This window comes from Hymenobacter plasmatis (genome assembly GCF_020711255.1).
Classification (GTDB): domain Bacteria; phylum Bacteroidota; class Bacteroidia; order Cytophagales; family Hymenobacteraceae; genus Hymenobacter.
Genome location: NZ_JAJFAW010000027.1, coordinates 46,236 through 69,293, shown reverse-complemented (window position 1 = coordinate 69,293; position 23,058 = coordinate 46,236). Strand labels below are relative to the sequence as shown.

18 protein-coding genes are annotated in these 23,058 nt (G+C 62.4%); 5 read left to right on the top strand and 13 right to left on the bottom strand.

The features are described 5' to 3' along the window. Window positions 1-387, top strand: coding sequence for a group III truncated hemoglobin (locus tag LJ738_RS17685; RefSeq protein ID WP_227787690.1), 387 nt, complete (start codon window positions 1-3; stop codon window positions 385-387). A 120-nt stretch (window positions 388-507) separates the two neighbouring features. On the opposite strand, the gene LJ738_RS17680 is transcribed toward LJ738_RS17685, so the two are convergent. The 3 genes from LJ738_RS17680 to LJ738_RS17670 form a co-directional block, all read right to left on the bottom strand. Next, a complete protein-coding gene (locus tag LJ738_RS17680; protein ID WP_227787689.1) occupies window positions 508-1,035 on the bottom strand; it encodes a DUF4126 family protein in 528 nt (175 codons plus the stop codon). Between the two features lie 115 nt (window positions 1,036-1,150). After that, entirely contained in the window at window positions 1,151-2,821 is a 1,671-nt protein-coding gene (gene odhB / locus LJ738_RS17675) for a 2-oxoglutarate dehydrogenase complex dihydrolipoyllysine-residue succinyltransferase (RefSeq protein ID WP_227787688.1), read from the bottom strand. 88 nt (window positions 2,822-2,909) lie between these two features. Continuing rightward, window positions 2,910-5,849: a 2-oxoglutarate dehydrogenase E1 component gene (locus LJ738_RS17670; protein ID WP_227787687.1), complete on the bottom strand. Its 2,940-nt coding sequence runs from the start codon at window positions 5,847-5,849 to the stop codon at window positions 2,910-2,912. A 641-nt stretch (window positions 5,850-6,490) separates the two neighbouring features. Here LJ738_RS17670 and LJ738_RS17665 point away from each other — a divergent pair. Continuing rightward, complete coding sequence (locus LJ738_RS17665) at window positions 6,491-6,820, top strand: RlpA-like double-psi beta-barrel domain-containing protein (RefSeq protein WP_227787686.1); 330 nt, start codon at window positions 6,491-6,493, stop codon at window positions 6,818-6,820. A 92-nt stretch (window positions 6,821-6,912) separates the two neighbouring features. On the opposite strand, the gene LJ738_RS17660 is transcribed toward LJ738_RS17665, so the two are convergent. The 4 genes from LJ738_RS17660 to LJ738_RS17645 form a co-directional block, all read right to left on the bottom strand. Beyond that, on the bottom strand, window positions 6,913-8,088 hold the full coding sequence (locus tag LJ738_RS17660) for a major royal jelly family protein (RefSeq protein WP_227787685.1): 1,176 nt from the start codon (window positions 8,086-8,088) through the stop codon (window positions 6,913-6,915). Between the two features lie 127 nt (window positions 8,089-8,215). Further along, on the bottom strand, window positions 8,216-9,028 hold the full coding sequence (locus LJ738_RS17655) for an SHOCT domain-containing protein (protein ID WP_227787684.1): 813 nt from the start codon (window positions 9,026-9,028) through the stop codon (window positions 8,216-8,218). A gap of 25 nt (window positions 9,029-9,053) precedes the next feature. Then, a complete protein-coding gene (locus tag LJ738_RS17650; protein WP_227787683.1) occupies window positions 9,054-9,782 on the bottom strand; it encodes a hypothetical protein in 729 nt (242 codons plus the stop codon). Window positions 9,783-9,806: 24 nt separating this feature from the next. Beyond that, a complete protein-coding gene (locus tag LJ738_RS17645; RefSeq protein ID WP_068191858.1) occupies window positions 9,807-10,061 on the bottom strand; it encodes a hypothetical protein in 255 nt (84 codons plus the stop codon). 133 nt (window positions 10,062-10,194) lie between these two features. On the opposite strand from LJ738_RS17645, the gene LJ738_RS17640 reads away from it, so the two are divergent. From LJ738_RS17640 to LJ738_RS17630, 3 genes are all read left to right on the top strand, one after another. After that, the gene (locus LJ738_RS17640) at window positions 10,195-10,383 is read left to right on the top strand and encodes a hypothetical protein (protein WP_227787682.1); all 189 of its coding nucleotides are present in this window, start codon (window positions 10,195-10,197) and stop codon (window positions 10,381-10,383) included. A 374-nt stretch (window positions 10,384-10,757) separates the two neighbouring features. After that, on the top strand, window positions 10,758-12,815 hold the full coding sequence (locus LJ738_RS17635) for a S9 family peptidase (protein WP_227787681.1): 2,058 nt from the start codon (window positions 10,758-10,760) through the stop codon (window positions 12,813-12,815). 153 nt (window positions 12,816-12,968) lie between these two features. Then, window positions 12,969-14,906, top strand: a complete 1,938-nt coding sequence (locus tag LJ738_RS17630) for a 7TM diverse intracellular signaling domain-containing protein (protein WP_227787680.1) — start codon at window positions 12,969-12,971, stop codon at window positions 14,904-14,906. Between the two features lie 99 nt (window positions 14,907-15,005). Here the strand turns inward: LJ738_RS17630 and LJ738_RS17625 are convergent, their stop codons facing one another. The 6 genes from LJ738_RS17625 to LJ738_RS17600 all read right to left on the bottom strand — a co-directional run bounded on the left by LJ738_RS17625 (window position 15,006) and on the right by LJ738_RS17600 (window position 22,907). After that, window positions 15,006-17,159 (bottom strand): FUSC family membrane protein, encoded by a 2,154-nt coding sequence (locus tag LJ738_RS17625; RefSeq protein WP_227787679.1) that lies wholly within the window; start codon window positions 17,157-17,159, stop codon window positions 15,006-15,008. 88 nt (window positions 17,160-17,247) lie between these two features. Beyond that, window positions 17,248-18,558: an alpha-amylase family glycosyl hydrolase gene (locus tag LJ738_RS17620; RefSeq protein WP_227787678.1), complete on the bottom strand. Its 1,311-nt coding sequence runs from the start codon at window positions 18,556-18,558 to the stop codon at window positions 17,248-17,250. 121 nt (window positions 18,559-18,679) lie between these two features. Continuing rightward, window positions 18,680-19,552, bottom strand: a complete 873-nt coding sequence (locus LJ738_RS17615) for a cyanophycinase (protein WP_227787677.1) — start codon at window positions 19,550-19,552, stop codon at window positions 18,680-18,682. 50 nt (window positions 19,553-19,602) lie between these two features. Beyond that, window positions 19,603-21,177: an FAD-dependent oxidoreductase gene (locus LJ738_RS17610; protein ID WP_227787676.1), complete on the bottom strand. Its 1,575-nt coding sequence runs from the start codon at window positions 21,175-21,177 to the stop codon at window positions 19,603-19,605. A gap of 296 nt (window positions 21,178-21,473) precedes the next feature. Next, window positions 21,474-22,427, bottom strand: coding sequence for a bestrophin family protein (locus LJ738_RS17605; RefSeq protein WP_227787675.1), 954 nt, complete (start codon window positions 22,425-22,427; stop codon window positions 21,474-21,476). A gap of 63 nt (window positions 22,428-22,490) precedes the next feature. After that, window positions 22,491-22,907 (bottom strand): RidA family protein, encoded by a 417-nt coding sequence (locus LJ738_RS17600; protein WP_227787674.1) that lies wholly within the window; start codon window positions 22,905-22,907, stop codon window positions 22,491-22,493. Window positions 22,908-23,058 lie beyond the last annotated feature (151 nt).

Sequence of the window (23,058 nt, the reverse complement as noted above, 5' to 3'; positions counted from 1 at the left end):
ATGGCTACCCTCCTCCCCGACCTGAGCACTGAAGCCGACATCGTGAAGCTGGTGGACACCTTCTATGCCCGGGTGAACGAGGATGCGCTGCTGCGGCCCGTGTTCAACGACGTGGCCCAGGTAGATTGGGCTACCCATTTGCCTACCATGTACGACTTCTGGAGCAGCGTGCTGCTGGGCACCAGCCGCTACAAAGGCCGGCCCTTTGCCAAGCACTTCCCGCTGCCCATCAATTCGGCCCACTTCCAGCAGTGGCTGGCGCTGTTCAATGCCAGCGTCGACGAGCTATTTGCTGGCCCCAAAGCCACCGATGCCAAAGCCCGCGCCCAGAGCATCGGCGCCATGTTTGAGCACCGCATGACGCCCAACCCGCTGTCGCTGCTGTAGTAGCTCAGTAGTAGCGCGGACTTTGGCTTCGCCGACCTACGGTTGTAGTCCGCGTCTCCACGCAGTAAAGACGGTAATCGTTCTGGGACGCGGACCACAAAGTCCGCGCTACAATCAGCGTTACATGGGTCGCCATTCGCCGTGTGGTGGCTGCTGCCCGCTGAGCAATGCCGAACCGCCTGCCACCACTAGTGCATCTTCGCCCACGCCCACCAGCCCTACCGGCACATCGGCCTGCTTGCTGATGCCCACGCGCAAGGCGTAACTGATGAACGTGGAAGCCACGGCGCCTAGCCCGCCCAACAGCCCGCCGCTTAAGGCGCTGCCGTGGCGGGCTTTGTACCAGGCCGCCCCCACCAACGCGCCCGAGAGCAGCCGACCCAGCAGCACGGGCGGCGCAATCCGGTCGGGCATGCCGGGTAACTTGTCGGCCACCATCTCGCCCGCCGCCATGGCCTTGAGCACCTTGGCGGTCAGAGGCTTTTGCATGAAGCGCAATGGTGAACCATCCAGGCCGGCGTGGGGCTGCCGCGAGAGGTAATGGCTCAGAAAGGCTGGGGCGCTCATGCTGCGCATCCCGGCCAGCGTGGCAAAACCCATTACGGGCCAGAATTTCGCGGGACGCGGGCGCTTGGTCGAATATTTCATAGCGGGAAAGAATGAGAGCTCTTAAACGCCAACGAAAGAAATTGGGCTACCCCGGCGCACAAAAAAGCGGCCGACAGTAACTGCCGGCCGCTTCTCTAGTATGAATTGAGCTAAACTACACGCCCAATAGCAAGCGCGTGGGGTCTTCGAGCAGTTCCTTCACGCGCACCAGGAAGCTCACCGACTCGCGACCATCGATGATGCGGTGGTCGTAGCTCAGGGCCAGGTACATCATGGGGCGAATCACCACTTGGCCATTCTCGGCGATGGGGCGCTGCACGATGTTGTGCATGCCCAGGATGGCCGATTGCGGGGCGTTGATAATCGGGGTGCTCATCATGGAGCCAAACACGCCACCGTTGGTGATGGTGAACGTGCCGCCGGTCATCTGCTCGATGGTGAGCTTGTTGTCGCGCGCCAGCACGGCCAGACGCACCACTTCCTTCTCGATGCCGTCGAACGACAGCTGCTCCGCATTGCGAATCACGGGCACCACCAAGCCTTTGGGAGCCGATACCGCGATGCTGATATCACAGAAATCGTTGAACACGATGTCAGTGCCGTCAATCTGGGCATTCACCGAGGGCCACTCCTTCAGGGCCACGCACACGGCCTTGGTAAAGAAGGACATAAAGCCGAGGCCCACGCCGTTTTTCTCCTTGAACTTGTCCTTGAACTTGGTGCGCAGGTCCATGATGGGCTGCATGTTCACCTCGTTGAAGGTGGTGAGCATGGCCGTCTCGTTCTTCACGGTCACCAAGCGGCGGGCCACCGTCTTGCGCAGGTTACTCATGCGCTCGCGGCGCTGGGTGCGGTTGCCGGTGGCAGCGGGCGCGCTGCTGGCAGCCGGTGCCGCAGCAGGAGCCGCTTGCGGGGCCGGAGCCGCCGGACGGGTCTGCGCATTCTGCGCGTCTTCTTTGGTGATGCGACCGTCGCGGCCGGTGCCGGCTACGTCGGTGGCCGAAATGCCTTTTTCACCCAAAATCTTACCGGCGGCCGGCGAGGGCACGCCCGTAGCGTAAGTAGCCGCGCCACCAGCGGCGGGTGCCGAAGCCAGCGCCGCAACCGGAGCTGCTTGAGCAGCGGCCGGGGCGGCTGCGGCCGGAGCCGACGCAGCACCAGCGCCGCTACCGCCTTCAATCCGGGCAATTACGGTGCCGATGGCAATAGTTTCGCCTTCTTTCACGGCGTGGCGCAAGGTGCCGCTGCCTTCGGCGGGCAGCTCAAACGTGGCCTTGTCCGATTCCAGCTCGGCAATGACTTCGTCGCGGCTCACCTGGGCACCGTCGGGCTTGAGCCACTTGGCTACCGTTACTTCCGTGATGGACTCGCCCACGGTGGGGATTTTCATCTCGATGGAGCCGCCACCGCCCGCAGCCGGGGCTGCTGGCGAAGCCGTTGCGGCACCGCCCTCGGGCTTGCCGCCATAGCCGGCCTGGTCACTGGCTGCTGGGTTCTGCTCGCCTTTGTTGATGGGGTCGGCCGTAGCAGCAGGCGCGGCAGCTGCGGCCGGAGCCGGTGCAGCCGCGGCAGGAGCAGCACTGCTACCAGCCGCGCCGTTCAAGTCGGCGATGATGGTACCGATGCCAATGGTTTCGCCCTCGGCCACGCGGATGGTCAACACGCCGTCGGCTTCGGCAGGCAGCTCAAAGGTGGCCTTGTCCGATTCCAGCTCGGCAATGACTTCGTCGCGCTTCACGGCCTCGCCGTCTTTCTTGAGCCACTTTGCAATGGTGACTTCGGTGATGGATTCGCCAACGGCGGGAATTTTGATTTCGAGAGCCATAAACTAAGGTGGCGGAGAAAGTGTAGTTGCTGAGTTTGATGCAAACGCTGCCTATCAATGGTGTAAAGAAGCAGCGTGGCTGGCGAAACTAGTCCGCCTTTTTGGCGATTTCCGCCGTGGCTTCAATGTTATTGTCGGCCACGGCTTCTTTGGGCTTGTCGAAGGCCCGGGCCACCAGCTCCTTCTGCTCCTTCACGTGGATTTTGTTGTAGCCGGTGGCCGGCGAAGCCGATGGCTTGCGGGCAATAACGTCTTCCAACTCGCGGCGCATGTAGCGGAGCATGTAGTTCCAGTAGCCCATGTTTTCGGGCTCTTCCTGCACCCAGTAAAGCTTGGCCTTGGGGTACTTGGCCAGCTCTTCGGCGAGCTGCTTTTTGGGGAAGGGGTGCAACTGCTCGAGGCGCACAATGGCCACGTCGGTGCGGTTGGAAGTTCGTTGCTCCTCCAGCAGGTCGAAGTACACTTTGCCCGAGCACAGCAGCACACGCTTCACCTTCTTGGCTTCGGCAAAGGTGTCGCCGAGCACCTCGCGGAAGGTGCCGCTGGTGAATTCCTCAACTGGCGAAACGCACAACGGGTGGCGCAGCATCGACTTTGGCGACATCACCACCAGCGGCTTGCGGAAGCTCCAGGTGAGCTGCCGGCGCAGGGCGTGGAAGAAGTTGGCCGGCGTGGTCATGTTGGCCACCACGATGTTGTACTCGGCCGCCAGCTGCAGGAAGCGTTCGGGGCGGGCGTTGGAGTGCTCCGGGCCCTGGCCTTCGTAGCCGTGGGGCAAGAGCATCACCACGCCGTTCATGCGCTGCCACTTGCTTTCGGAGCTTACCACAAACTGGTCAATCATGGTCTGGGCGCCGTTGGCGAAGTCGCCGAACTGGGCTTCCCACACCACCAGGGCCGTGGGGTTGGCCATGGCGTAGCCGAATTCAAAGCCCAGCACCGCGTACTCGCTCAGCAGGGAGTTGAAGATGCTCAGCTGCTCGTGCTCACCTTCCAGGAAGTTCAGCGAGTTGTACGGGGCCGAGGTCTCGGCGTCGTGCAACACGGCGTGGCGGTGCGAGAACGTACCGCGCTGCACGTCCTGGCCGCTCACGCGCACAATGTGCTTCTCGGCCAATAGCGAGCCGTAAGCCAGCAGCTCGCCGGCGGCCCAGTTCAGCACGCGGGTGTCGTAAAACATCTTACGGCGCTCTTTCAGCAGGTTATCAATCTGCTTGATGGGCTTGAAACCTTCCGGAATCGTGGTCAGGGCCTTGGCCACGCGCTGCACCGTGTCTTCGCTGATGCCGGTTTCGGGTGATTGGTCGAAGTCTTCGGGGGTGGAGCGGCGCAGGCTGCGCCACTCGTTTTCCAGTGCCTGGTACTTATACGGCAGGGGCTGCTGCTTCACCATGTCCAGGCGGGCCTGCAGGGTGTCGCGGAACTCCTTGTCCATCTGGTTGGCCAGTTCGGCGTCCACGTCGCCGCGCTGCACCAGCGTGGCGTTGTACACCTCGCGCGGGTTCTGGTGCTTCGAGATGATGTTGTAGAGCGTGGGCTGCGTGAACTTGGGCTCGTCCGACTCGTTGTGGCCGTGGCGGCGGTAGCACACCATGTCGATGAAGATGTCGGCGTGGAACTGCTGGCGGTACTCGGTGGCCAGCTGCACAGCAAACACCACGGCTTCGGGGTTGTCGCCGTTCACGTGCACCACCGGCGCATCGATGATTTTGGCCAGGTCCGTCGAATAAATCGACGAACGGGCGTCCTCAAAGTCGGTGGTAAAACCCACTTGGTTGTTAATCACGAAGTGAATGGTGCCGCCCGTCTTGTAGCCTTCCAGCAGAGACATTTGCGTCAACTCATACCCAATGCCCTGGCCGGCCAGAGCCGCATCGCCGTGAATGAGGATGGGCAGAATCTGGTGGTAGTCGCCTTCGTACTGGTGCTCGATTTTGGCCCGCACAAAGCCTTCCACCACGGGGTTCACGGCCTCGAGGTGCGAGGGGTTGGGCGCCAGCTTCAGGTTGACTTTCTGGCCGCCGCTGGCTTCCACTTCCGAGCTGTAGCCCATGTGGTACTTCACGTCGCCGTCGCCCATGGTCAAGTCGGGCACGGCGGTGCCTTCAAACTCCGAGAAAATCTGCTCGTACGTCTTGCCCATGATGTTGGCCAGCACGTTCAGACGGCCGCGGTGGGCCATGCCAATCATCACTTCCTTCACGCCCAGCTCCGCGCCCTTGCCGATAATAGCGTCGAGCGCCGGGATGGTGGTTTCGCCACCTTCAAGCGAGAAACGCTTTTGGCCCAGGAATTTGGTGTGCAGGAAGTTCTCGAATACGACAGCTTCGTTGAGCTTCTTCAGAATGCGCTTCTTGTACTCCACGCCGGGGTTGAAGGCCAGCGAGTCGTGCTCCACCTTGGCGCGGAACCAGTCCAGCACCTGCGGGTCGCGGATGTACATGTACTCGAAGCCGATGGGGCCGGTGTAGATTTTCTCCAGCGCCGCCACAATCTCGCGCAGCGTGGCTTGGGCGCCCAGGCCCAGGCCTTCGCCGTTCCGGAACACCGTATCCATGTCGGCTTCGCTCAGGCCGAAGTCGGTGAGGTCGAGGCGGGCTTTGCGGTCCTTGCGCTCGCGCACCGGGTTGGTTTTGGCGCGCAGGTGGCCGCGGCTGCGGTAGGCGTGGATGAGGTTGCGCACCGCCGTTTCCTTGTCGCCGGCCGTTTCGCCGTTCGCAAACGCGGGGGCGTTGTTGGTGGAAGCGTCGGTGTTGAGCACGCCGTAGTCGTCGGGCTGCGGCCGGGGGCCGGGGGCCACCGAAGGTTTGACAGCGCCAGCGGCGCCATTTCCGGAAGCAGTCGCGGTGCCGGCGCCATTAGCCCCGGGCACCAGCGGCGCCCCTTCCGGGAACTGCTGCGAGAAGTCGAAGCCTTCAAAAAACTTGCGCCAGCCGAAGTCCACCGACTCCGGGTTCTGCTGGTAGGCTTGGTATAAGATTTCAATGGCCGCCGCGTCGGCGTTGGCGATATACGAGTATGCGTCCATGAGAAAAGCAGCTTAGGTAAGGCTGCGTAAAAGTAAGTCGCTTAGCAGACAGGCAAAAACCTGAATTCGGGTAAACAAATTTACCTGACTATCAGCTCAATAATTTTCCGAAGTCAAATAAGCTCGGCAGGTTGGCGGGCCAATTTATCAAAATTCGCGGGGATAGCCGAGGCGGCACTTCGATGTGGGTGCCGGGCCTAAGACAGCTGCCGAGTTTACAACCTCTTAAGTACGTAGCAAGCTCCTGCTTAGACTACTTCCCCTTGTATAAACTTTCGACTATTAGGGCAATATACGGCGCCTCAGGGCCTTTTCAATTGGATAATTTATTTTTAGAGAACTTATGTATGTGTCTCATCGTTAATACTTTTCCCGTTTTAAAAAAATGGAAAAAGCCTATCCTGCCAGGCGTGAAATGGCAGCCATCGAAACCCTTTTAAATGAATAATGTACGGCTATTAATAGACTTCCTCCTAGCAGCTTCGGCGTTGACATCGCCGCTTTTCTACTCCGCACCAGCCACCACGAAAGCAACAGGTCTGGTTAAGTTCGTTTCTCCGCTAGAGGTTACCCGCCGGCCCGCCAGTACGCGCCGCGAAAAGAAAACCAAATCATTCATTCCGCACAGCCTAAAGTATACGGTGACCGCCACCATATACGAGGCCGTACCGGGCCAAACCGACGATGAGCCGTTCGTGACGGCTGATAACTCACGCATAAAACCGCACTACGGGACCAAAAAGCGCTGGATGGCACTGTCGCGCGATTTGCTCAAGCCCTGGGGCGGTGAATTTAAGTTTGGCGATACGGTGCGCGTCACCGGTATCTCGGCCAAGCTAGATGGCGTGTATACCATACACGACACCATGAATAAACGGCACCACCACTGCATGGACGTGCTGGCACATCCCAGCGAAAACCTGGACATTTTTACCAAAGGCGTAAAAATCCAGAAGGTCGCGCTCGAATAAATTAGCTTATCCTTTATCCTATTGCTACCTAATAAAAAAGCCCCGCCAGTTGAAGGCGCGGCTTTTTTTGATGTCTATAATTTCCCGTTGGGCTACTTCGGCAGCGGCATTTTGAAGATGCGGAACGGCTCGTGGGGCTGTTCGACGCCCTTGTTCCAGCTAGCCATTTTGTGAATGGCCGAGTTGGCCACGTACAGGTTGCCGTCGGCGGCAAAGCTGTAGGTATCGGGCCACTGCAGGCGGGAATCGGCGGCAACGGTTTCGATTTTGCCGGTGGGGGTACGGCGCAGCAGGGCGCTGCGCTCGAAAGACGTGAGGTACACGTTGTTGGCCGCGTCAATCTCCAGGCCGTCGGAGGCAGGGATTTCGCCCACGGTCTCCACTTGCTGGCCCAGCTGGGCTTCGCTGAGGGAAGCGTTGCGCAGGGCCGCGGTTTTGATGCGGTAGAGGGTGTGGCCGGTGAGCGGGCAGTAGTAGAGGTAGGCGTTGTCGGTGCTCAGGGCAATGCCGTCGGCGTTGAATTGAGCTGGCTTGCCCTGGGCATCAATCATGGGATGGCCTTCGGCTTTTATCACCAGCCCTTTCACGGCCTTGGTGGACGGGTGGCCGGCCAGCAGGCGGCGCGATTTGTTGGTTTTTAAGTCGACCACTACCAGCGCGCCCGTGCCCGATTCGGTGATGTAGGCGTAGTTGTTCTGCAAATCAATTCGCACGTCGTTAAGGTAAGACTTGCGGGGGGCCACGCTTTCGGGGAAGGAAATATTGAGCAGAACGCGGCCGGTTTGGGGGTCGGTTTTTACCAGCTTGGGGCCACCGGGCACGGTGCCCTTCAGGCCCGGGGAGGCGGGGTCGAGCACCCACACCATGCCGGCTTTGTCGGCGAACACGCTTTGGGGGCAAATCCAGTGCTTCTGGGGTTCGTTTTTCACGGAATCGGTCCAGGTGCACCAGCTGGCATTGGGGTAGGGCGTGAGGGTATTGTTGGGCCCTACGGCAGCGATGGGAAACACGGGGTTGTAGTCCCAGCGCGGAAAGCAGGCGAATATCTTGCCGCCGGGGGCCACGGCCACGCCCACCATTTGCGGGCCCGTGAATTGGGCCACTACCCGCAGCGGCGAGTTGGCCCCGGCCTTGGTGGAGTCGGGCCCGGCGGCCACGGCGATGCTTTGCGATTCGTTGTTGGCGGGCGACGAGCAGCTGCCCAGCTGCAGGCCGGTAGCCGCCAGCACGGCCAGCCCCACGGGCCGAAGGAGGTGAGTGAGTGTCATAGTTGCGGGTGTTGAGAATAGAAAAAAGAAAACCTCCGCCAGTGATGACGGAGGTTTAGCATACGGCCGCAAGGCGAACGTGTTGAGATTGAGCGAGCAACCACATCGGTAGCGGGCTGCTCGGGCGCTACGGGGTAGTGGCCGAATCGGCCGGGGCGGTAGCGGCTGGCGGCACCACCACGGCCGAGTCGCGGACGGGCGCGGCGGGGCGGCGCGGCATCGGCGGCGCCGGGTTGGTGGGCCGCACGCGGATGGTTTCGGGCGGGGCCGTATTCTGCGGGGCCATTGGGGCCGCCTGGGGCCCGGTTTCGACCGCCGGGGCCGCCAAGGAATCGGCCGCGGTCTGGCTGGTGCTGGAGATGCGCTCCGAAGGGTGCCGGCTAGACGACAGGTACATAACCAGCCCCAGCAAAGCCAGCAAGCCGCCAATGGACAAAATCAGGGCCAGCGGACTGCGGGGCGCCCGCACTTCAGACTCCGGGATTTCATTGGCCACCCAGCCCGCGTCGGCATCAGCCCGTGGCTCAATGGGAGGAAAGGGCTCGGGAGCAGTGTACAGAGGCTTCGGCGGCACGGCCGCGTGCCCAGCTGCCTCGGCCCGGGCCGAAACCGGCACGCCGGCACTCAGCGTCGAGTTCAGCGGCACGTCTTCGTAGCGCGGGAGCTGCGTGGCCGCTGGCGAAGGAGGCGGCGCCACGGGTGGGGAAGGCGGAGCCGTGGGCTGATACAACGGGGGCACAACCGGGGCAATGGGAGCGGCGGGCACTGGCGCCGACGCCACCGGCTCGGCGGCTGCGGTGGGGGCCGGGGGCGAAACACTGGGCGCGGTGAAAACCAGTCGCTGCTTCAGGGCCTCAAATTCGGAGGGCGTGAGGGCACCCGCATCCAGCATCTCCTTGAGCTGGCGCAGGGTGTCGAGGGGAGAAGATGGGTTTTCCATGACCTGAGTACGGCCCGCGCCGGGGCTAGTTTTTCCGGTCCAGGGCCGAGAGGCGGTCGCGGCGCTGCTGCAGCCGCACCCGGCTCTGCTCCAGCACCTGCGAATTCTTAATCAGCGAAACCGAGTCGGCACGCGACTGGAGCAGGTTTTCGGCGTTCTTTTTCTTTAATTCCTCGATGCGGGCCAGGTTCGAAGTCGTGTTGTTTTGCAGAAACACGCGGTTCTTTTCGAGCTTCTCTTTTTCCTTTTCCGCGGTTTTAACCTTCTTTTCGGCGTCCGCAATCATGGTGCGGTAGGCGTTGAGGCGAGCGGCGCTGGCAAAGTTTTGGGCCATGGTGCGCAGGGCGCCGTACTCGGTGGCGGTTTTGTCGGGGTCGAAGAACGTGTGGTCGTCGAAGCCGCCGAACAGGGCCACCTCCGACACGGAATCGGCGGGCGCTACCACGGAAGCGTAGAGGTCGACGAGCTTGCCGGAAATGGAGCTGGCCGGGGTTTGGCGGGCTACTAGCACGTCGTTTTTGCCAATGCCCAGCACGCCGCCGCTCTTGAACCGGATGTTGTAGTTGCTCTTCATCCAGCTTTGGAGAAAATCGCGCACATCGGAGGCTTTGCCGTCCACCTGCACCTTCAGGGCCGGCCGGGCGCCTTTGTTGTAGTTCACTTCGCCGGCGCGCACGTCGTAAAGCTGGGCCATGGCCGGGGCGGCGGTGAGCAAGCCCGCGAGGGCCAGCATCAGGGCATATATTTTTTGCATGGGAAGGGTAGCGTAAAAGTGACCTTAGCGCAATTCGTGGCGTTCGAAGGCGGCCTGCAAATCGGCGCGCATGGCCTGGAAGCGGGCAATGGCTACTGTGAGAAATTCCTCATCCAGCAGCTCGCGCACTTCGGCGTCGGTGCCCGTGAGCAGGTCCAGCTCTGCCACCTTGTAGGTCTGCTCCAGGTTGCCCTGCTCCAGCTTCAGCAGGAACTTGCCGTTCCACGCCAAAAGCGTGATTTTGACACTGGGATGGGGGATATCGGCGACGTGGCGCATAGTAAAATAGAAAGGCCCGAACCGGGGACGAAGATAGTTAGCTCAACCGAACCACTCCCCCACCGTGCGCGTAAAAATACGGCGGCCCAGCGCCCCGGGCCGCGTTCCTTCCACTTTCCAATCATCTACTGCCATGCCTCAGGGAGATAAGTCGAAGTACACCGACAAGCAGAAGCGTCAGGCCGAACACATCGAAGAAGGCTACGAGAACCGCGGCGTTCCCAAGGACGAAGCCGAGGCCCGCGCCTGGGCTACCGTCAATAAGAAAGACGGCGGCGGGAAACAGCCCGGCGGCTCAGGTCGCAAAAAGTCAAGCAAATAGTCCCTGCCTGCGCCCAAGCGCCGGTCAGTTGAGCTAACTCAACTTTAACAAAAAGCCTCGTCAATTAAGTTGACGAGGCTTTTTGTTGGGCACTGCGGTGATAATAGAACGTCATGTTGAGCTGCTATCTGTCATGCAGAGCGCAGCGAAGCATCTCGCTCGCGCCATTTGTCATGCTGACGAAGGAAGCATCTTATCAGGTCAGCACGACTCGTTCTAAGGTGATAAGATGCTTCCTTCGTCAGCATGACAGCCGATTAACAACAGGCGATTGGATTAGTACTGAGGTAGAGATGCTTCGCTGCGCTCTGCATGACAGGAGGCGCGGAAATGCGGGTGAATGTTCATTTCGCGGCAAGGCTTAATTTTCGGGCATGAACAAGCTCGTCTCCGCCGCCCTAGCCTTGTTGCCGCTGGTGGCTCACTCCCAAAATCCCACCGTCCTCACCCCCGAAAAACTCTGGCAGCTGGGCCGCCTGGGCGAAATGCACGTCTCGCCCGATGGCAAAACGGTGGCCTACACCGTGACCAAGTACAACCTGGCCGAGAACAAGGGCAACGCCGACATCTACACCGTGCCCGTGGCCGGTGGGCCAGCCAAAAAGCTCACCGACACGCCCGGCTCGGAAAGCACCCTGAACTGGCGCCCCGACGGCAAGCTGACGTATCTCTCCGGCGAAAGCGGCACCGACCAGCTCTACGTGATAAACGCCGACGGCTCGGGCAAAGCCAAGCTCAGCGAGTTTCCGGAGCAAGGCCTCGGCAACCTCAAGTATGCGCCCAAGGCCAACTTCATCCTCTACACTCAGGACGTGAAATCCGGCCCAACTACGCTGGATATGTTCCCGGACCTGCCCAAGGCCGACGCCAAAATCATCGACGACCTGAACTACCGCCACTGGAACGTGTGGGACGACCACCTGGCCAGCCACGTGTTTTTCCAACCTCTGGCCCCCGATGGCAGGCCCACCGGCTACGGCAAGGACGTGATGGCCGGCGAGAAGTTCGACTCGCCGCTGATGCCCGACGGCGGGGCCGAGCAGCTGGCCTTCGCGCCCGACGGCTACCGCCTGGCCTACACCAGCCGCAAGCTCACGGGCAAGGCCGAAGCCGAAAGTACCAACTCGGATATCTATCTGTACGATATCCACGACCAGAAAACCGTGAACCTGAGCGAGGGCCTGGGCGGCTACGACACCGAGCCCAATTTCTCGCCTGACGGCCGACAGGTGGCCTGGCTGAGCATGGCCACACCGGGCTTCGAGAGCGACCGCAACGGCATTGTGGTCTATGATTTTGCCAGCAAAAAGCGCGTCGACATCACCAAAGGCTCGGAGCTGAGCGCGGCTAACGTGCGCTGGAGCGCCGACGGCAAAACCCTCTACTTCGTGGCTGTGGTGACCGGCGCCGAGCAGTTGTTTTCGGTACCGAGCAAGGGCGGTAAAATCCGCCAGATTACCAGCGGCGCGCAGAACTACAACGCGTTTGAGCTGGTGGGCAAGGACCGGGCCGTGGCCAACCGCACCACCCTCTCGGCCTTCGCCGACCTCGTGCGGCTCGACCTGAAAACCGGCAAGGAAACCCCGCTCACCAGCATCAACCAGCAGGAGCTGGCCGGCATCAAGTTGGGCAAGGTGGAAGACCGCCGCGTGACCACCACCGACAACAAGCAGATGCAGGTATACGTCATTTACCCGCCCGATTTCGACCCCAGCAAGAAGTACCCCACCCTGCTCTACTGCCAGGGCGGTCCGCAAAGCCCCATCACCCAGAGCCAGAGCTACCGCTGGAATTTCCAGCTGATGGCCGCCAATGGCTACATCGTGGTGGCGCCCAACCGGCGCGGCTTGCCCGGCTTCGGGCGCGAGTGGAACGACGCCATTTCGGGCGACTGGGGCGGCCAGGCCATTCGGGACTACTTCTCGGCCATCGACGCCATCAGCAAGGAGCCGTTTGTGGACAAGGACCGGCGTGGCTGCGTAGGCGCCAGTTACGGCGGCTTTGCGGTGTACTACATGGCCGGGCACCACGAAGGCCGCTTCAAGACCTTCATTGCCCACGACGGCCTCTACAACCTCACCAGCTGGTACCCCAGCACCGAGGAAATGTTCTTTGCCAAGCATGACATGGGCGGCGCCCCCTGGGATGTGCCCACGCCCAGGTCCTACCAGGAATTCAACCCCCAGCTGTTTGCCAAAAACTGGGACACGCCCATCTTGGTCATTCAGGGCGGCAAAGACTTCCGGGTGCCTGAGGGCCAGGCCATGGAGGCCTTTGGCACGGCGCAGCTGCGCGGCATCCCGAGCCGCTTTCTGTACTTGCCCAACGAAGGCCACTGGGTGCTCAAGCCCCAGAACTCGGTGCTCTGGCAGCGGGTGTTTTTCGATTGGCTGGGCCGCACCCTGAAGCCCGACGGCGTGGCTGCGAAATAACGGCCCTATATAGCGCAATCCGTATTTCCGGGATGTTTCGGTGCTCCACAGCATTGGGGCATCCCGGTTTTCTTTTAAAAGAACAATTTAAAGAACGGTTTATCCTTGATTTTGTAGTTATTTGCCAACCCGGTAGCCCTCATTAATTTACCCATGCGGTTTCGCTTCTTCATTGCGCTGATGCTGGGGGGCTGGCTATTGGGTACTTGGGCCGTGCAGGCCGCCGACCCACCCCACACGCTGCGCGATACTCTGCTGCTGAAAGACCCAAAGGGCGTGCATATTTCGGAGGCGTACCGCTACTACACTGAGCCGTTTGGCGTACCGGCCAGCCCGGAGCAGGCCGAAGCGCAATGGCGGGCAGGCAAGTTCCGGCCCGGCCCCTGGCACAAGACCCTGAATCTGGGCATCATGCACCGGCGGGTGTGGATGCGGCTGCCCGTGCGCAACACCGAGCCCCAGCGCCTGCGCTTTCTGTGGAGCATCTTCAATTTCACCGACAGCGCCGCGCTGTATTGCCGCCGGCAGGGCGAAACCACGTTTACCCGCCTGGGAGCGGCCAGCTCCTGGGTGCCCGCCACCGAGCGCCTGTTTCCGGCCCGCTCGCTCAGCTTTCCGTTTACCCTGAACCCGGGCGAGGCGGCGGTGCTGTACCTGCGCGCCGACGTGCACACCGGCGGCGTGTACCTGCCCACCTACATCGAAACCGCCGAGCACTTCCTGAGCTGGGAAATGCACTTTCCGTTTGAGCGGCACTGGGTGTGGCTGCTGGGTTTTTACCTGAGCAGTGCCTTGTTCAACCTAGTGCTTTTCGCCTTTCTGCGCGACCGGATTCACTTATGGTACGGAGCCTACGTGGTGTGCGTCACGCTGTTTTTGATGATGGAAGACGGGCTGGACGCCATGCTCCTGCCTGCGGGACTGTACCGGCTCATCTGGTCGGTGGGGCAGTACAATTTTATTGTGCTGGCGGGCGCGGCGGGCATTCGCATTATGCAGCTGTTTTTGCGGCTGCGCAGCGGCTGGCGCGGGCTGTACCTAGCTGGCAACTGGCTGGCCGGCACGGCGGTCACCTTTGTAGCGGTGTACGCGGTGCTGTTCCCCTGGGCCGTGAAGCACAACCTGGGCCTAGTGGAGGTGCTGAACGGCGCACGAGAGCTACTCGTGCTGCTTGTGTTTGGGTACGGCTGGGTGACGCTGCTGACGGTGTTCATGGGCCGGCGGCGCCGACGCCTGGCGGCTTACTATGCCCTCACGTATTTCTTCTTCTTCACGGGCTACGCCGTATTCTGGCTCAACCACCTGGGCCTGACCAGCTACAACCCCGTCTATCCCAATACGCTGGCCTGGGGCCTGTTTCTGGAGCTGCTGGTACTGAGTGCGCTGCTCACGGGCCGCTTTCGGCACACGCTGCGGCAGAATGCCCGGCTGCGCATCCAGGAGCTGCAGCAGCGCAACGAGGTGGGCCGCCGCCTGATAGCCGCCCAGGACGCCGAGCGCGAGCAGCTGGCCCGCGAGCTGCACGATGCCATGGGCCCCAACCTGGCGGCGCTGCACATGGCCTGGCAAAGTGAAGCTGTGCGCGAAGCCCTGGCCGCCGCACCCAAGGCCCGCTCCATCGGCCAGCTCACGGAAGAAATATTGGGCCAGCTCTACGAGCAGGTGCGCCAACTGAGCCACGCCCTGCTGCCCGCCGAGCCCGGCACCAACCGCCTCACCCGCTCTGTGGCGTCGCTTTGCGAAGCCCTTAACCTCAACGGCACCCCGCGGGTAATCACGCATTTCGACGCCGACATCGACCAGCTTCCCCAAGCCGTGCAGTCGGCCGCCTACCGCATTGTGGCCGAGCTCGTGAACAACGCCGTGCGCCACGCCCAGGCCCACCAGGTAGAGGTGCAGCTTCGCCTCCACCCCGAGGTGCTGGAGCTGTGCGTAGAAGACGATGGCCGCGGCTTCGGGCGCGGCGAAGATGCCCCCATCACCGGCATTGGGCTGCGCGGCGTGCGCACCCGCACCGCATACCTGGGCGGCACCGTCAACATTGAGTCGCCGGGTTACGGCACCCGCGTGGTAGTGCGCCTACCGTATTGACGCTGCGCTTAATGAGGAATGAGGAATGAGGAATGAGAAAGTTCGGGCCCTTCAGCTCCATTCCTCATTCTCCATCCCTCATTCTTCATTCCTCATTAATTATTTCCCCGCCAGCACTTCGGTCACTTTGCCGATGTCGCCGCTCACTTTTTGGAGGAAGGTGAGTTGCTCCAGTAGGGACTTATCCTCAGGGGCGACGGGCACTGCGGGCTCGGCGGGGCCTAGCTCCGGGGCGGCGGTTGCGGTGGCGGGGGCTATCCGGGTGAGGCTTTTGTGGAGGGTGGCCAGGGCGCTGGTGAGGGCCCGCCGGCTCTCGGCGGGAAAGGGCGGCACGGCGGGCGCGGCTTCCCGCAGGGTAGCGGTGAGGGCGGCGATGTTGGACGACAGAATGTGGTTGAGCACCACAAATTCGTGGGTTTCGATGGGGCGGTGCTGCTTGCGCTTGGGCTCGGTAAGCATACGCTGGAAGGCAGCGGCTAGGTTGGCGCCGGTCACGTACACTTGCTTGCGCAGCAGGCGGTACTCGTTGGGCGGCAGAGGGCGGCCGGCGAGGCGGTTGGCCAGTTGGCGCAGGTAGTCCAAGTTGGCGCGCAGGGCAGCGGCCATGTAGTCGGTTAGCTGCTCAGATTCCCAATTGGGAAACAGGAAGTAGCCGGCCGAGAAAGCAATGGCGCAGCCAATGAGCGTATCAGCGATTCGCTCTTCGACTACCCCAATGTAGCTCAACCCCAGGAAGCTAAACAGGATGAGCAGGTAGGCCGTGAGGAACACCACCGTGAGCAGGTACTTGGTGCGCTGGAAGCTGTAGGCCAGCACCATAAACGCGACCAGCACGCCAAACTGTGCCGGAGGCCAGTGCACCAGCCACAGCACCGCGCCGCCCAGCGCGCCCCCGGCCAGCGTGCCAATGATGCGCTCGGTGTTGCGCTGGCGCGTCAGGCTGAAGCCGGGCTTGAGCATGATGGTTACCGTCATCAGAATCCAGTAGTTGTGCTGGCCGTGCCACAGCCCCTCGCCTACCGCGAAAGCCACGATGCAGGCCAGCATCATGCGCATGGCATGCCGGAACACTGCAGATTTAAGCGTGAGGTTTTCGCTCAGAGCCTGCACCTCCACTTCCTGGTGGGCCACGAAGCGGGCGTGCTCGGCGGCGCGGCTGGGAACGGGCGCGGCTGTTGCCCGGCTCTCATCGAAGTAGCGCCGGATGTTGCCCACCCGGCGAATAATGTCGCGCAGATTGACCAGGATTTTCTTGAGCACCAGCGTGCTGCCGCCGGTGCTGGGGTCGGCGTCGAGGGCGCTGATGCGGGCTTGCAGCTGGGCCAGCTTGGCGTTGAGGTCGGGGGCTCGGCCCGCATCGGGGCGGTTGGCCTGAATGGCAACGCCGAGCTGGTCGAGTTCGGTGGCGATGTCGCGAATGAGGGCGGCCACCAGGGGCAACACGCCGCTGTTGCCAAAGGCGGCGCGCACGGTAGCGTAGTCGTAGTAGCTGGCCGTGATGCGCTCGTACAAATCCACTGTTTCCACGAAGGTGAGCACCAGGCGGCGGCCGATGCTGGTGGTTTCGTTCACAATCTGGCGGGTGCGGAACAGAAAGTCGCGCGCGGCTTCCTGCTTTTCATTCACCACCACCTGCTGGGCCACCAGCTGCCGGTAGTCGGCATCGAGGGCGGTTTCGGGGTTGTAGAACTCGGCTTTCAGCTCCATAAACCGCGCCAGGGCATGGATGCACTCGCCCAGCGCCTGCTGGGCCGGCCGGTAGGGCCGCACCCGGTGCACCAGCAGCGCCAGCCCAGCGTACCAGAGCCCGCCCGCCAGCAGCAGCCCCGCGTGGGGCAGCAGTTGGGCCAGCGTGGGCGGATGCGCCAGCAGCAGCACCACATTGAGCAGCCCGGCCGTGCCCACCGCGGCCGCCCGGCTGCCCCAAATCAGGAACATGGTGAACAGGAAGCTGAGCGCGGCTACTTCCAGGCCCAGCAGCCACACGCTGGTGGCCGCCACGCCGGTGAGCAGGGCCGTGATGCCCACCAGGACCAGCGCCGCCAGCATGCCGTTGCGCCGGTGCCCGGGGGGGCCCGGCGTATCGGTCACGCTCACGCAGACTGCCCCGGTCGAGACGGTGAGGCCCGCGTCGAAGTGGCCCAATTGCGCCAGTAGCAGGGCCGGCAGCAAAATGGCCACCGTGGTGCGCACGCCATCCGAGAAATTCTGCCCGAAAAAGAAATACTGCAGGCTTCGCGTTTGGGTGTTCATGCCACGCAAAGAAACAAGCGGAGCGGAATCGAAGGCAACTTCAGGTTCCTATTCATTGGCGGGCGGGGCAGGCGGCGGTGCGTGGTTTTTAGCGCTGCCATACCAGGTAGCCATACGCGGGCAGGGCCACTACCGATGCCCCGGGCACGGCAATTTTCGTGAGCGCATCCATCCACGCTGCCCCCTGCAGGGCCGTGGGCAGCGTCACTGAGACCGGACCATTACTCAGATTGACGAGCACGGCCACCTCCTGGCCGTTGAGCCGGTGGCGCACCACCACGGCATTGGGGCTTTGGTCGAAGTACTCGGCGGGGCCAGCCCGCAGCGCCGGGAGGCGGTTGTAGGCCGCCAGCAGTTCGCGGTAAAATCGGCCGGCGCTGGGGTCGTAGCTCCAGCGAATGGGCTGGCGCGTGGGGCTGTTGAGTTGGGCTGGGTCGCCGGCTTCCTGGCCGTTATAGAGCAGCGGAGCGGCCCCAAATGCCAGCGTGGCCACGTAGGCGGCGCGGGCCGCTGCCTCGCTGCCAAAGCGCACCGCCGGCGGGGCGGCCTGCACCTCGTCGTGGTTGGTGGTGAAGTGCAGGCGGTAGGCACCGGCCGGCACGTTTTGCAGCTCCTGCGCATGGGCCGCGCCCAGCGTAGCCGCCGGCGCATGCCGAACAACCACATTCTGCAGGGCGGTGTAAAAATCCCAGCCAAACGCGAGCTGAAAGCCAGAGGCGTAGTGGGCAGCCCGGCGGCCTTCGGCCAGAAAAAACAGGTTGGGGTTGGCCTGGCGCAGCTCGCTCAGGGCCGCCTGCCAGAAATCATCGGGCACCAGGTCGGCGGCATCGCAGCGGAAGCCATCGATGGCGTGCTCGGTCACCCAGCTTTTCATGGCCGCCACCATGGCCTGGCGCAGGGCCGGCTGGCTGTAGTTGAGGTCGGCCACGTCCGTCCATTGCGGGTCGGGGTGCATGATTTGGCCGCTGGCGTCGTGGGTGTACCAGTCCGGATGGGCCAGAATCCAGGGGTGGTAATAGGAAGTATGGTTGGCAACCCAATCGAGCATCACGCGCAGGCCGCGCTGGTGGGCGGCCACCACCAGCCGGTCAAAGGCCGCCATATCGCCAAATTCGCGGTTCACCGCATCGTAGTCGTCCACGGCATAGGGCGAGCCGTGGGTGGGATAAATCGGCATCAGCCACACCGTATTCACCCCCAGGGCCTTCAGCGAATCGAGCCGCGGCAGCATCCCATCGAGGGTGCCGGCAGCACTGAAATCGGCCACAAACACTTCGTACAGCACGGCATCCTGGGCCGCCAGGGCAGGCAGTGGGCTAAGCTTCGCTGCAGCCGGAGCGGGCGCTTCTTCGCCACGCGAGCGGCACCCAGCCCAACTTACGGCGAGCCACAGCAGCACGGGCAAGCGCCGAAAAAAAGAGGACCGCCGCCGCTTGCATTGCATGCCCGAAGCTACCGCCATTTGGCCCAACTGATGAGCTTCCGGCCTGCGCCCGCCAGTTGGGCTGCCCCAGTCCAGCTCAACTGTGCATGTCTTCCTGCACCGGCAAGGTGTAGCGCTCGCCGTTGCTCAAGATATGCACGCGCAAGTCGCGAATGGTAAACGGCTCCCCAGGCTTGATGAGGTGGATGTTGGTAGTGGTGGAAGTGAGGGCTTCTACCACCGTCACCACGCCGCTGCCGATGACTTCTATTTCACGGCCCTGGGTCACTACCACGCCGGTGTCTTCTTCCAGGCCCAGCCCAATGCAGCTGGGGTTGGTGGCGATAATCTGCGCCATGCGGATGATGCGCCCGCGGGCCACAAAGTGCGTGTCGATGGCCACATCGTGCAGGAAGCGCAGCCCGGTGGTGATGTGGATTTCGTCCTTCCGCATGCCCTGGTTGTCGCGGCCCTGGTAAATCATGGGCGTGCTCATGGCCGCAGCGCCGGCACTGGTGCCGGCAATCACGATTTCGTCGTGGGTGTAGCGCTCCTTGAGCCGGTTGAGCCACGGCGTGCCGCCCAGCAAGGCCGTGAGGCGAAGCTGGTCGCCGCCCGTGAACATGATGCCCGCCGCTTCGTTGAGCAGCTCGAGGCCCGCTTCGTCCAGCGCCTGGGCCCGCTCGCGCACGTCGAACACTTCCACCCGGTCCACCCCCAGCGACTTGAAAACATCGACGTAGTCTTTGGCGGCTTCCTTGGGGTCTTCGGAGGCAATGGGCACCACAATGACGGGGCCCTTGCCGCGGAGCTCATCTACAAAGCGCCGCAGAATGGCATCGGGGGCGTACTCGGCCTCGGGGTCGGTGCCGGGGTTGGGGGTTTTGTCTTCGTGCCCTCCAATGGCAATGAGGATGCCGCGCGGCGGCGGGCAGGCTTTTTCAGAAGACACTTTTTTGGGTGTGGGCACAGGAAGGTGGAAGGGAGATAAAATGTAAGGAATAAAGGGAATAAACGACGCTAGGCCGGCGCCAGCCCGGTATTGGCCGGGCCGTTGAGCAGCTCGCCCAGGGCCGTGAAACGCGAACCGTGGCAAGGGCAGTCCCAGCTTTTTTCCAGGCCGTTCCAGTGCACCACGCAGTGCAGGTGCGGGCAGATGGCCGAGCATTCGTGCACGGCGCCCTTTTCGTCTTTGTACACGGCTATTTTGGTAATGCCGCGCCGCATCACGGCGCCCGAGCCGTTGGGAATTTCCTCCACGGTGTTCACATCGCCGCCCGTGAGCAGATCGGTGTACTCAATGGCCACGTTCAGGTTTTCCTTGAGGTATTCCTGGGCACTTTCCCGCTTGAGCGTGATGCGGCCGGGGTCGTAGAGCTTGGCCCAGGCATTGTCGCGGCCGGCCAGCAGGTCGGCTACCACCATGGGCCCGAGCGTGCCGTGGGTCATGCCGTGACCCGAATCGCCGGTGATGATGAAGACATTGTCGGCGTCGAGCGGATTGCGGCCGGCGTAGCCCAAGCCGTCGGTGGGCTCCATCACCTGGCCCGACCAGCGGTATTCGAAGTCTTTCACCATCGGGAACCGGTCGCGCGTCCATTCCTCTAGGCAGCGCAGGTGCGCGCTGGGGTCGTCGGTCTGGCCGGTTTTGTGGTCTTCGCCGCCCACAATCAGCAGGTCGTAATCGGTTTGGCCGCCGCGGGGGCCGGCCGGCACCTCCTGCAGGCGCACGTAGTGGTAGGGGTCGGCCAGGTCCCAGTACAGGGCCTTGGTCACCGAGCCCTTGGGCACGCGGGCGCCCACCACATAGGTGCGGTACGGGTGCTGCTTGGTGTGCATTACCACCCGGTCGTTGAAGGGCGTGTTGGTGGCCACCACAATGGCCCGTTTGGCCCGCGCCAAGATTCCGTCTTCGGTTACTATGTGGGCGTGGGGGCCGCCGTGCACCTCGCTCACGTGGGTGCGGGTGCAGATGCGGCCGCCCTGCAGCACAATGGCCTGGGTGAGACCCGTGAGGTATTTGAGAATGTGGAACTGCCCCTGGCCCGGCCAGCGCAGGCATTCCCCGGGCTCGAAGCCCGTGGTGCCGGCGTTGGGCAGCCATTCTACCGCCGGCAGCCCCGCGCGGTGAGCGGCGTCGCGCTCCTCCATTAGCTCCTGGTGCGTGCCGTCGGCGTGCAGGAACAGGAAGCCGTCGAGCCGGGTAAAATCGCAGTCGATTTGCTCGTCCTGCACAATCTGCTCAATCTTGTCGATGGCCGAAGCGTGGCTTTCTGCCGCCAGTTGGGCGCCCTCTCGGCCAAACAGGTTTTCGAGGGTAGTGTACCGGTCGTCGAGTGCATACGAGAGGTGCGCGGTAGTGCGGCCCGACTCCCCGCTGGCCAGCTCCCCATCTTCCAGCAGCAGCACCTTGTGCCCTTCCTTGCTGAGCAGATACGCGGTAGTCAGGCCCGCGATTCCGCCCCCCACTACCACTACATCCGTAGTCGTATCCTCGGCCAGTGGCGCAAACGGGGGCAGCGCGGGCGCCGTACCAAACCACGACGAAATAGTAGCGCCTGAAGTACGGGCGGGATTGGGAATTTTTGTGGGCATAGGGTGGGAAGCAGGATGTGGATTCCCTGCTTACGCCCGCGTCCCGCTCCGCGTTTGGTCGAGCTTACTTTTTGCCAGTACTTCCACTAAGCAGAACATCAAACTCCCCTCCTTAGCAAGGAGGGGATGTTCGCGCTTTAGCGCGGACGGGGGTGGTTGAGCCGTTGCACGATGGGCGAACGATTATAATGCAAGTCGTTCAACGATTCAACCACCCCAGCTCAACTTGGCAGTTGAGCGTCCCCTCCTTGGTAAGGAGGGGAGTTTGATGTTCTTTCGGCTTTGGGTTGAGCTACTTAGAACAGCACATCCTTCACGGGCTCAGTTTTGGGTGGCAATTCGGTTTCGCCCAGCAGCTCGCGCAGGTCGATTTCAATGCTGCGGCAAATGGCCGTCATGGGCACGTCGTTCATCTGGTTTTCGAAGGGGTTTTCGCTGGTGTGGCCCACCAGCTCAATGGTGTTGAACACGCCCGACACCAGCACGGCAAAGGGTACCATGAGCCAGATGTGCCCGGGGCCCATTTTGGCAAATTCGGCCACCAGCCCCAGCGGCAGCACGGCGGCAAACACCCACACAAAGACGAAGCTGAAAAACGCGTACTGCCGCGGAAACGGCGTGTTTTTGATGCGCTCACAGCCGCCCTGGGCATTGAACATATCCTGGATGGTGTCCATCATCGCCACGTGGCGAAACTCGGTGAGCAGCCCGCGCTGGTGCAGCTGGCGCAGCTCGTCGCTTTGCTGGCGCAGCAGGTGGGTGGGTGGGTTGCTCATGCGGCGCACGTCGGCGTCTTCGGCGGGGTCGAGAAAGGGCGCCACTTCGGCGTCCCAGAGCTCGGCGGTTTCGCGCCGCAGGTGCAGGCGCAGGGCGTTTACCCAGGCTATCTGGCGGTAGAGCAGGCGGTGGTGCAGGTCGCGCAGGTCTTCGGAATCGGGCAGGCGGTCGCCGGCCATGGGCTCCACAAAATGAAACACCCGAATGGACCAGGTGCGGCTCACGTTCACGATGGTGCCCCACAGCTGCCGCCCCTCCCAGAACCGGTCGTAGCTGCCGTTGCTCTTGAAGCCGATGTAGAAGGCCACGGCCGTGCCCAGCGTGGCCACCGGCGACCACGGAATGTCAATCCAGCGCACGCCCCCGTACTCGTAGAGCAGGCAAATGGCCGAGTCGTACAAGGTGAACAGAAGCAGGCTGCGCCACGACAGGCTCCAGACCACCCCAAAGCGAATATTTTTACGAACGTACATGCAAACAGGAATTACCCGGGGCCTTCCCCGGCAGGGCTAACTCCAAACACACGGCCGAGGTTATCAGCCCTTAAGCGCCGCGATGCATTTCAGCTCAATCGCAATGGGCGTGGGCAGGCAGTTTACTTCCAGGGTGGTGCGGCAGGGCTGGGCCGTGGCGAAGTACTCGGCGTAGAGGCGGTTGTACACGGGAAAGTCGTCCCGCATGTTGGTCAGGAACACGGTCACGTCCACGAGGTCGTCCCACTCGGCGCCGGCTTCTTCCAGGATGTAGCGCACGTTCTGAAACACGGCATGGCACTGGCGCTCAAAGTCGTACTTGAGAATATTGCCATCCTCATCGATTTCCACTCCGGGCACGTTGGGCTCGCCCCGCTGGCGCGGCCCCACGCCCGAGAGAAACAGCAGATTGCCCACGCGGCGGGTGTACGGATACGCCCCCACGGGCTCGGGGGCGCGGGATGGTTGCTGCTTACTCATAAGAAAACGTGGCTGACGGTAAAAGTAAAGGTCCTCAAATTACGTTAGCCCACCCGATACCCGCCGTGCGTCCTGGCAAGGTTTTTAGGGCGCTCCGTTCTGGTTAGCGTTATTTGCAAATCCAGTCCTTGTCCTGTCCAATTCCCTTCCA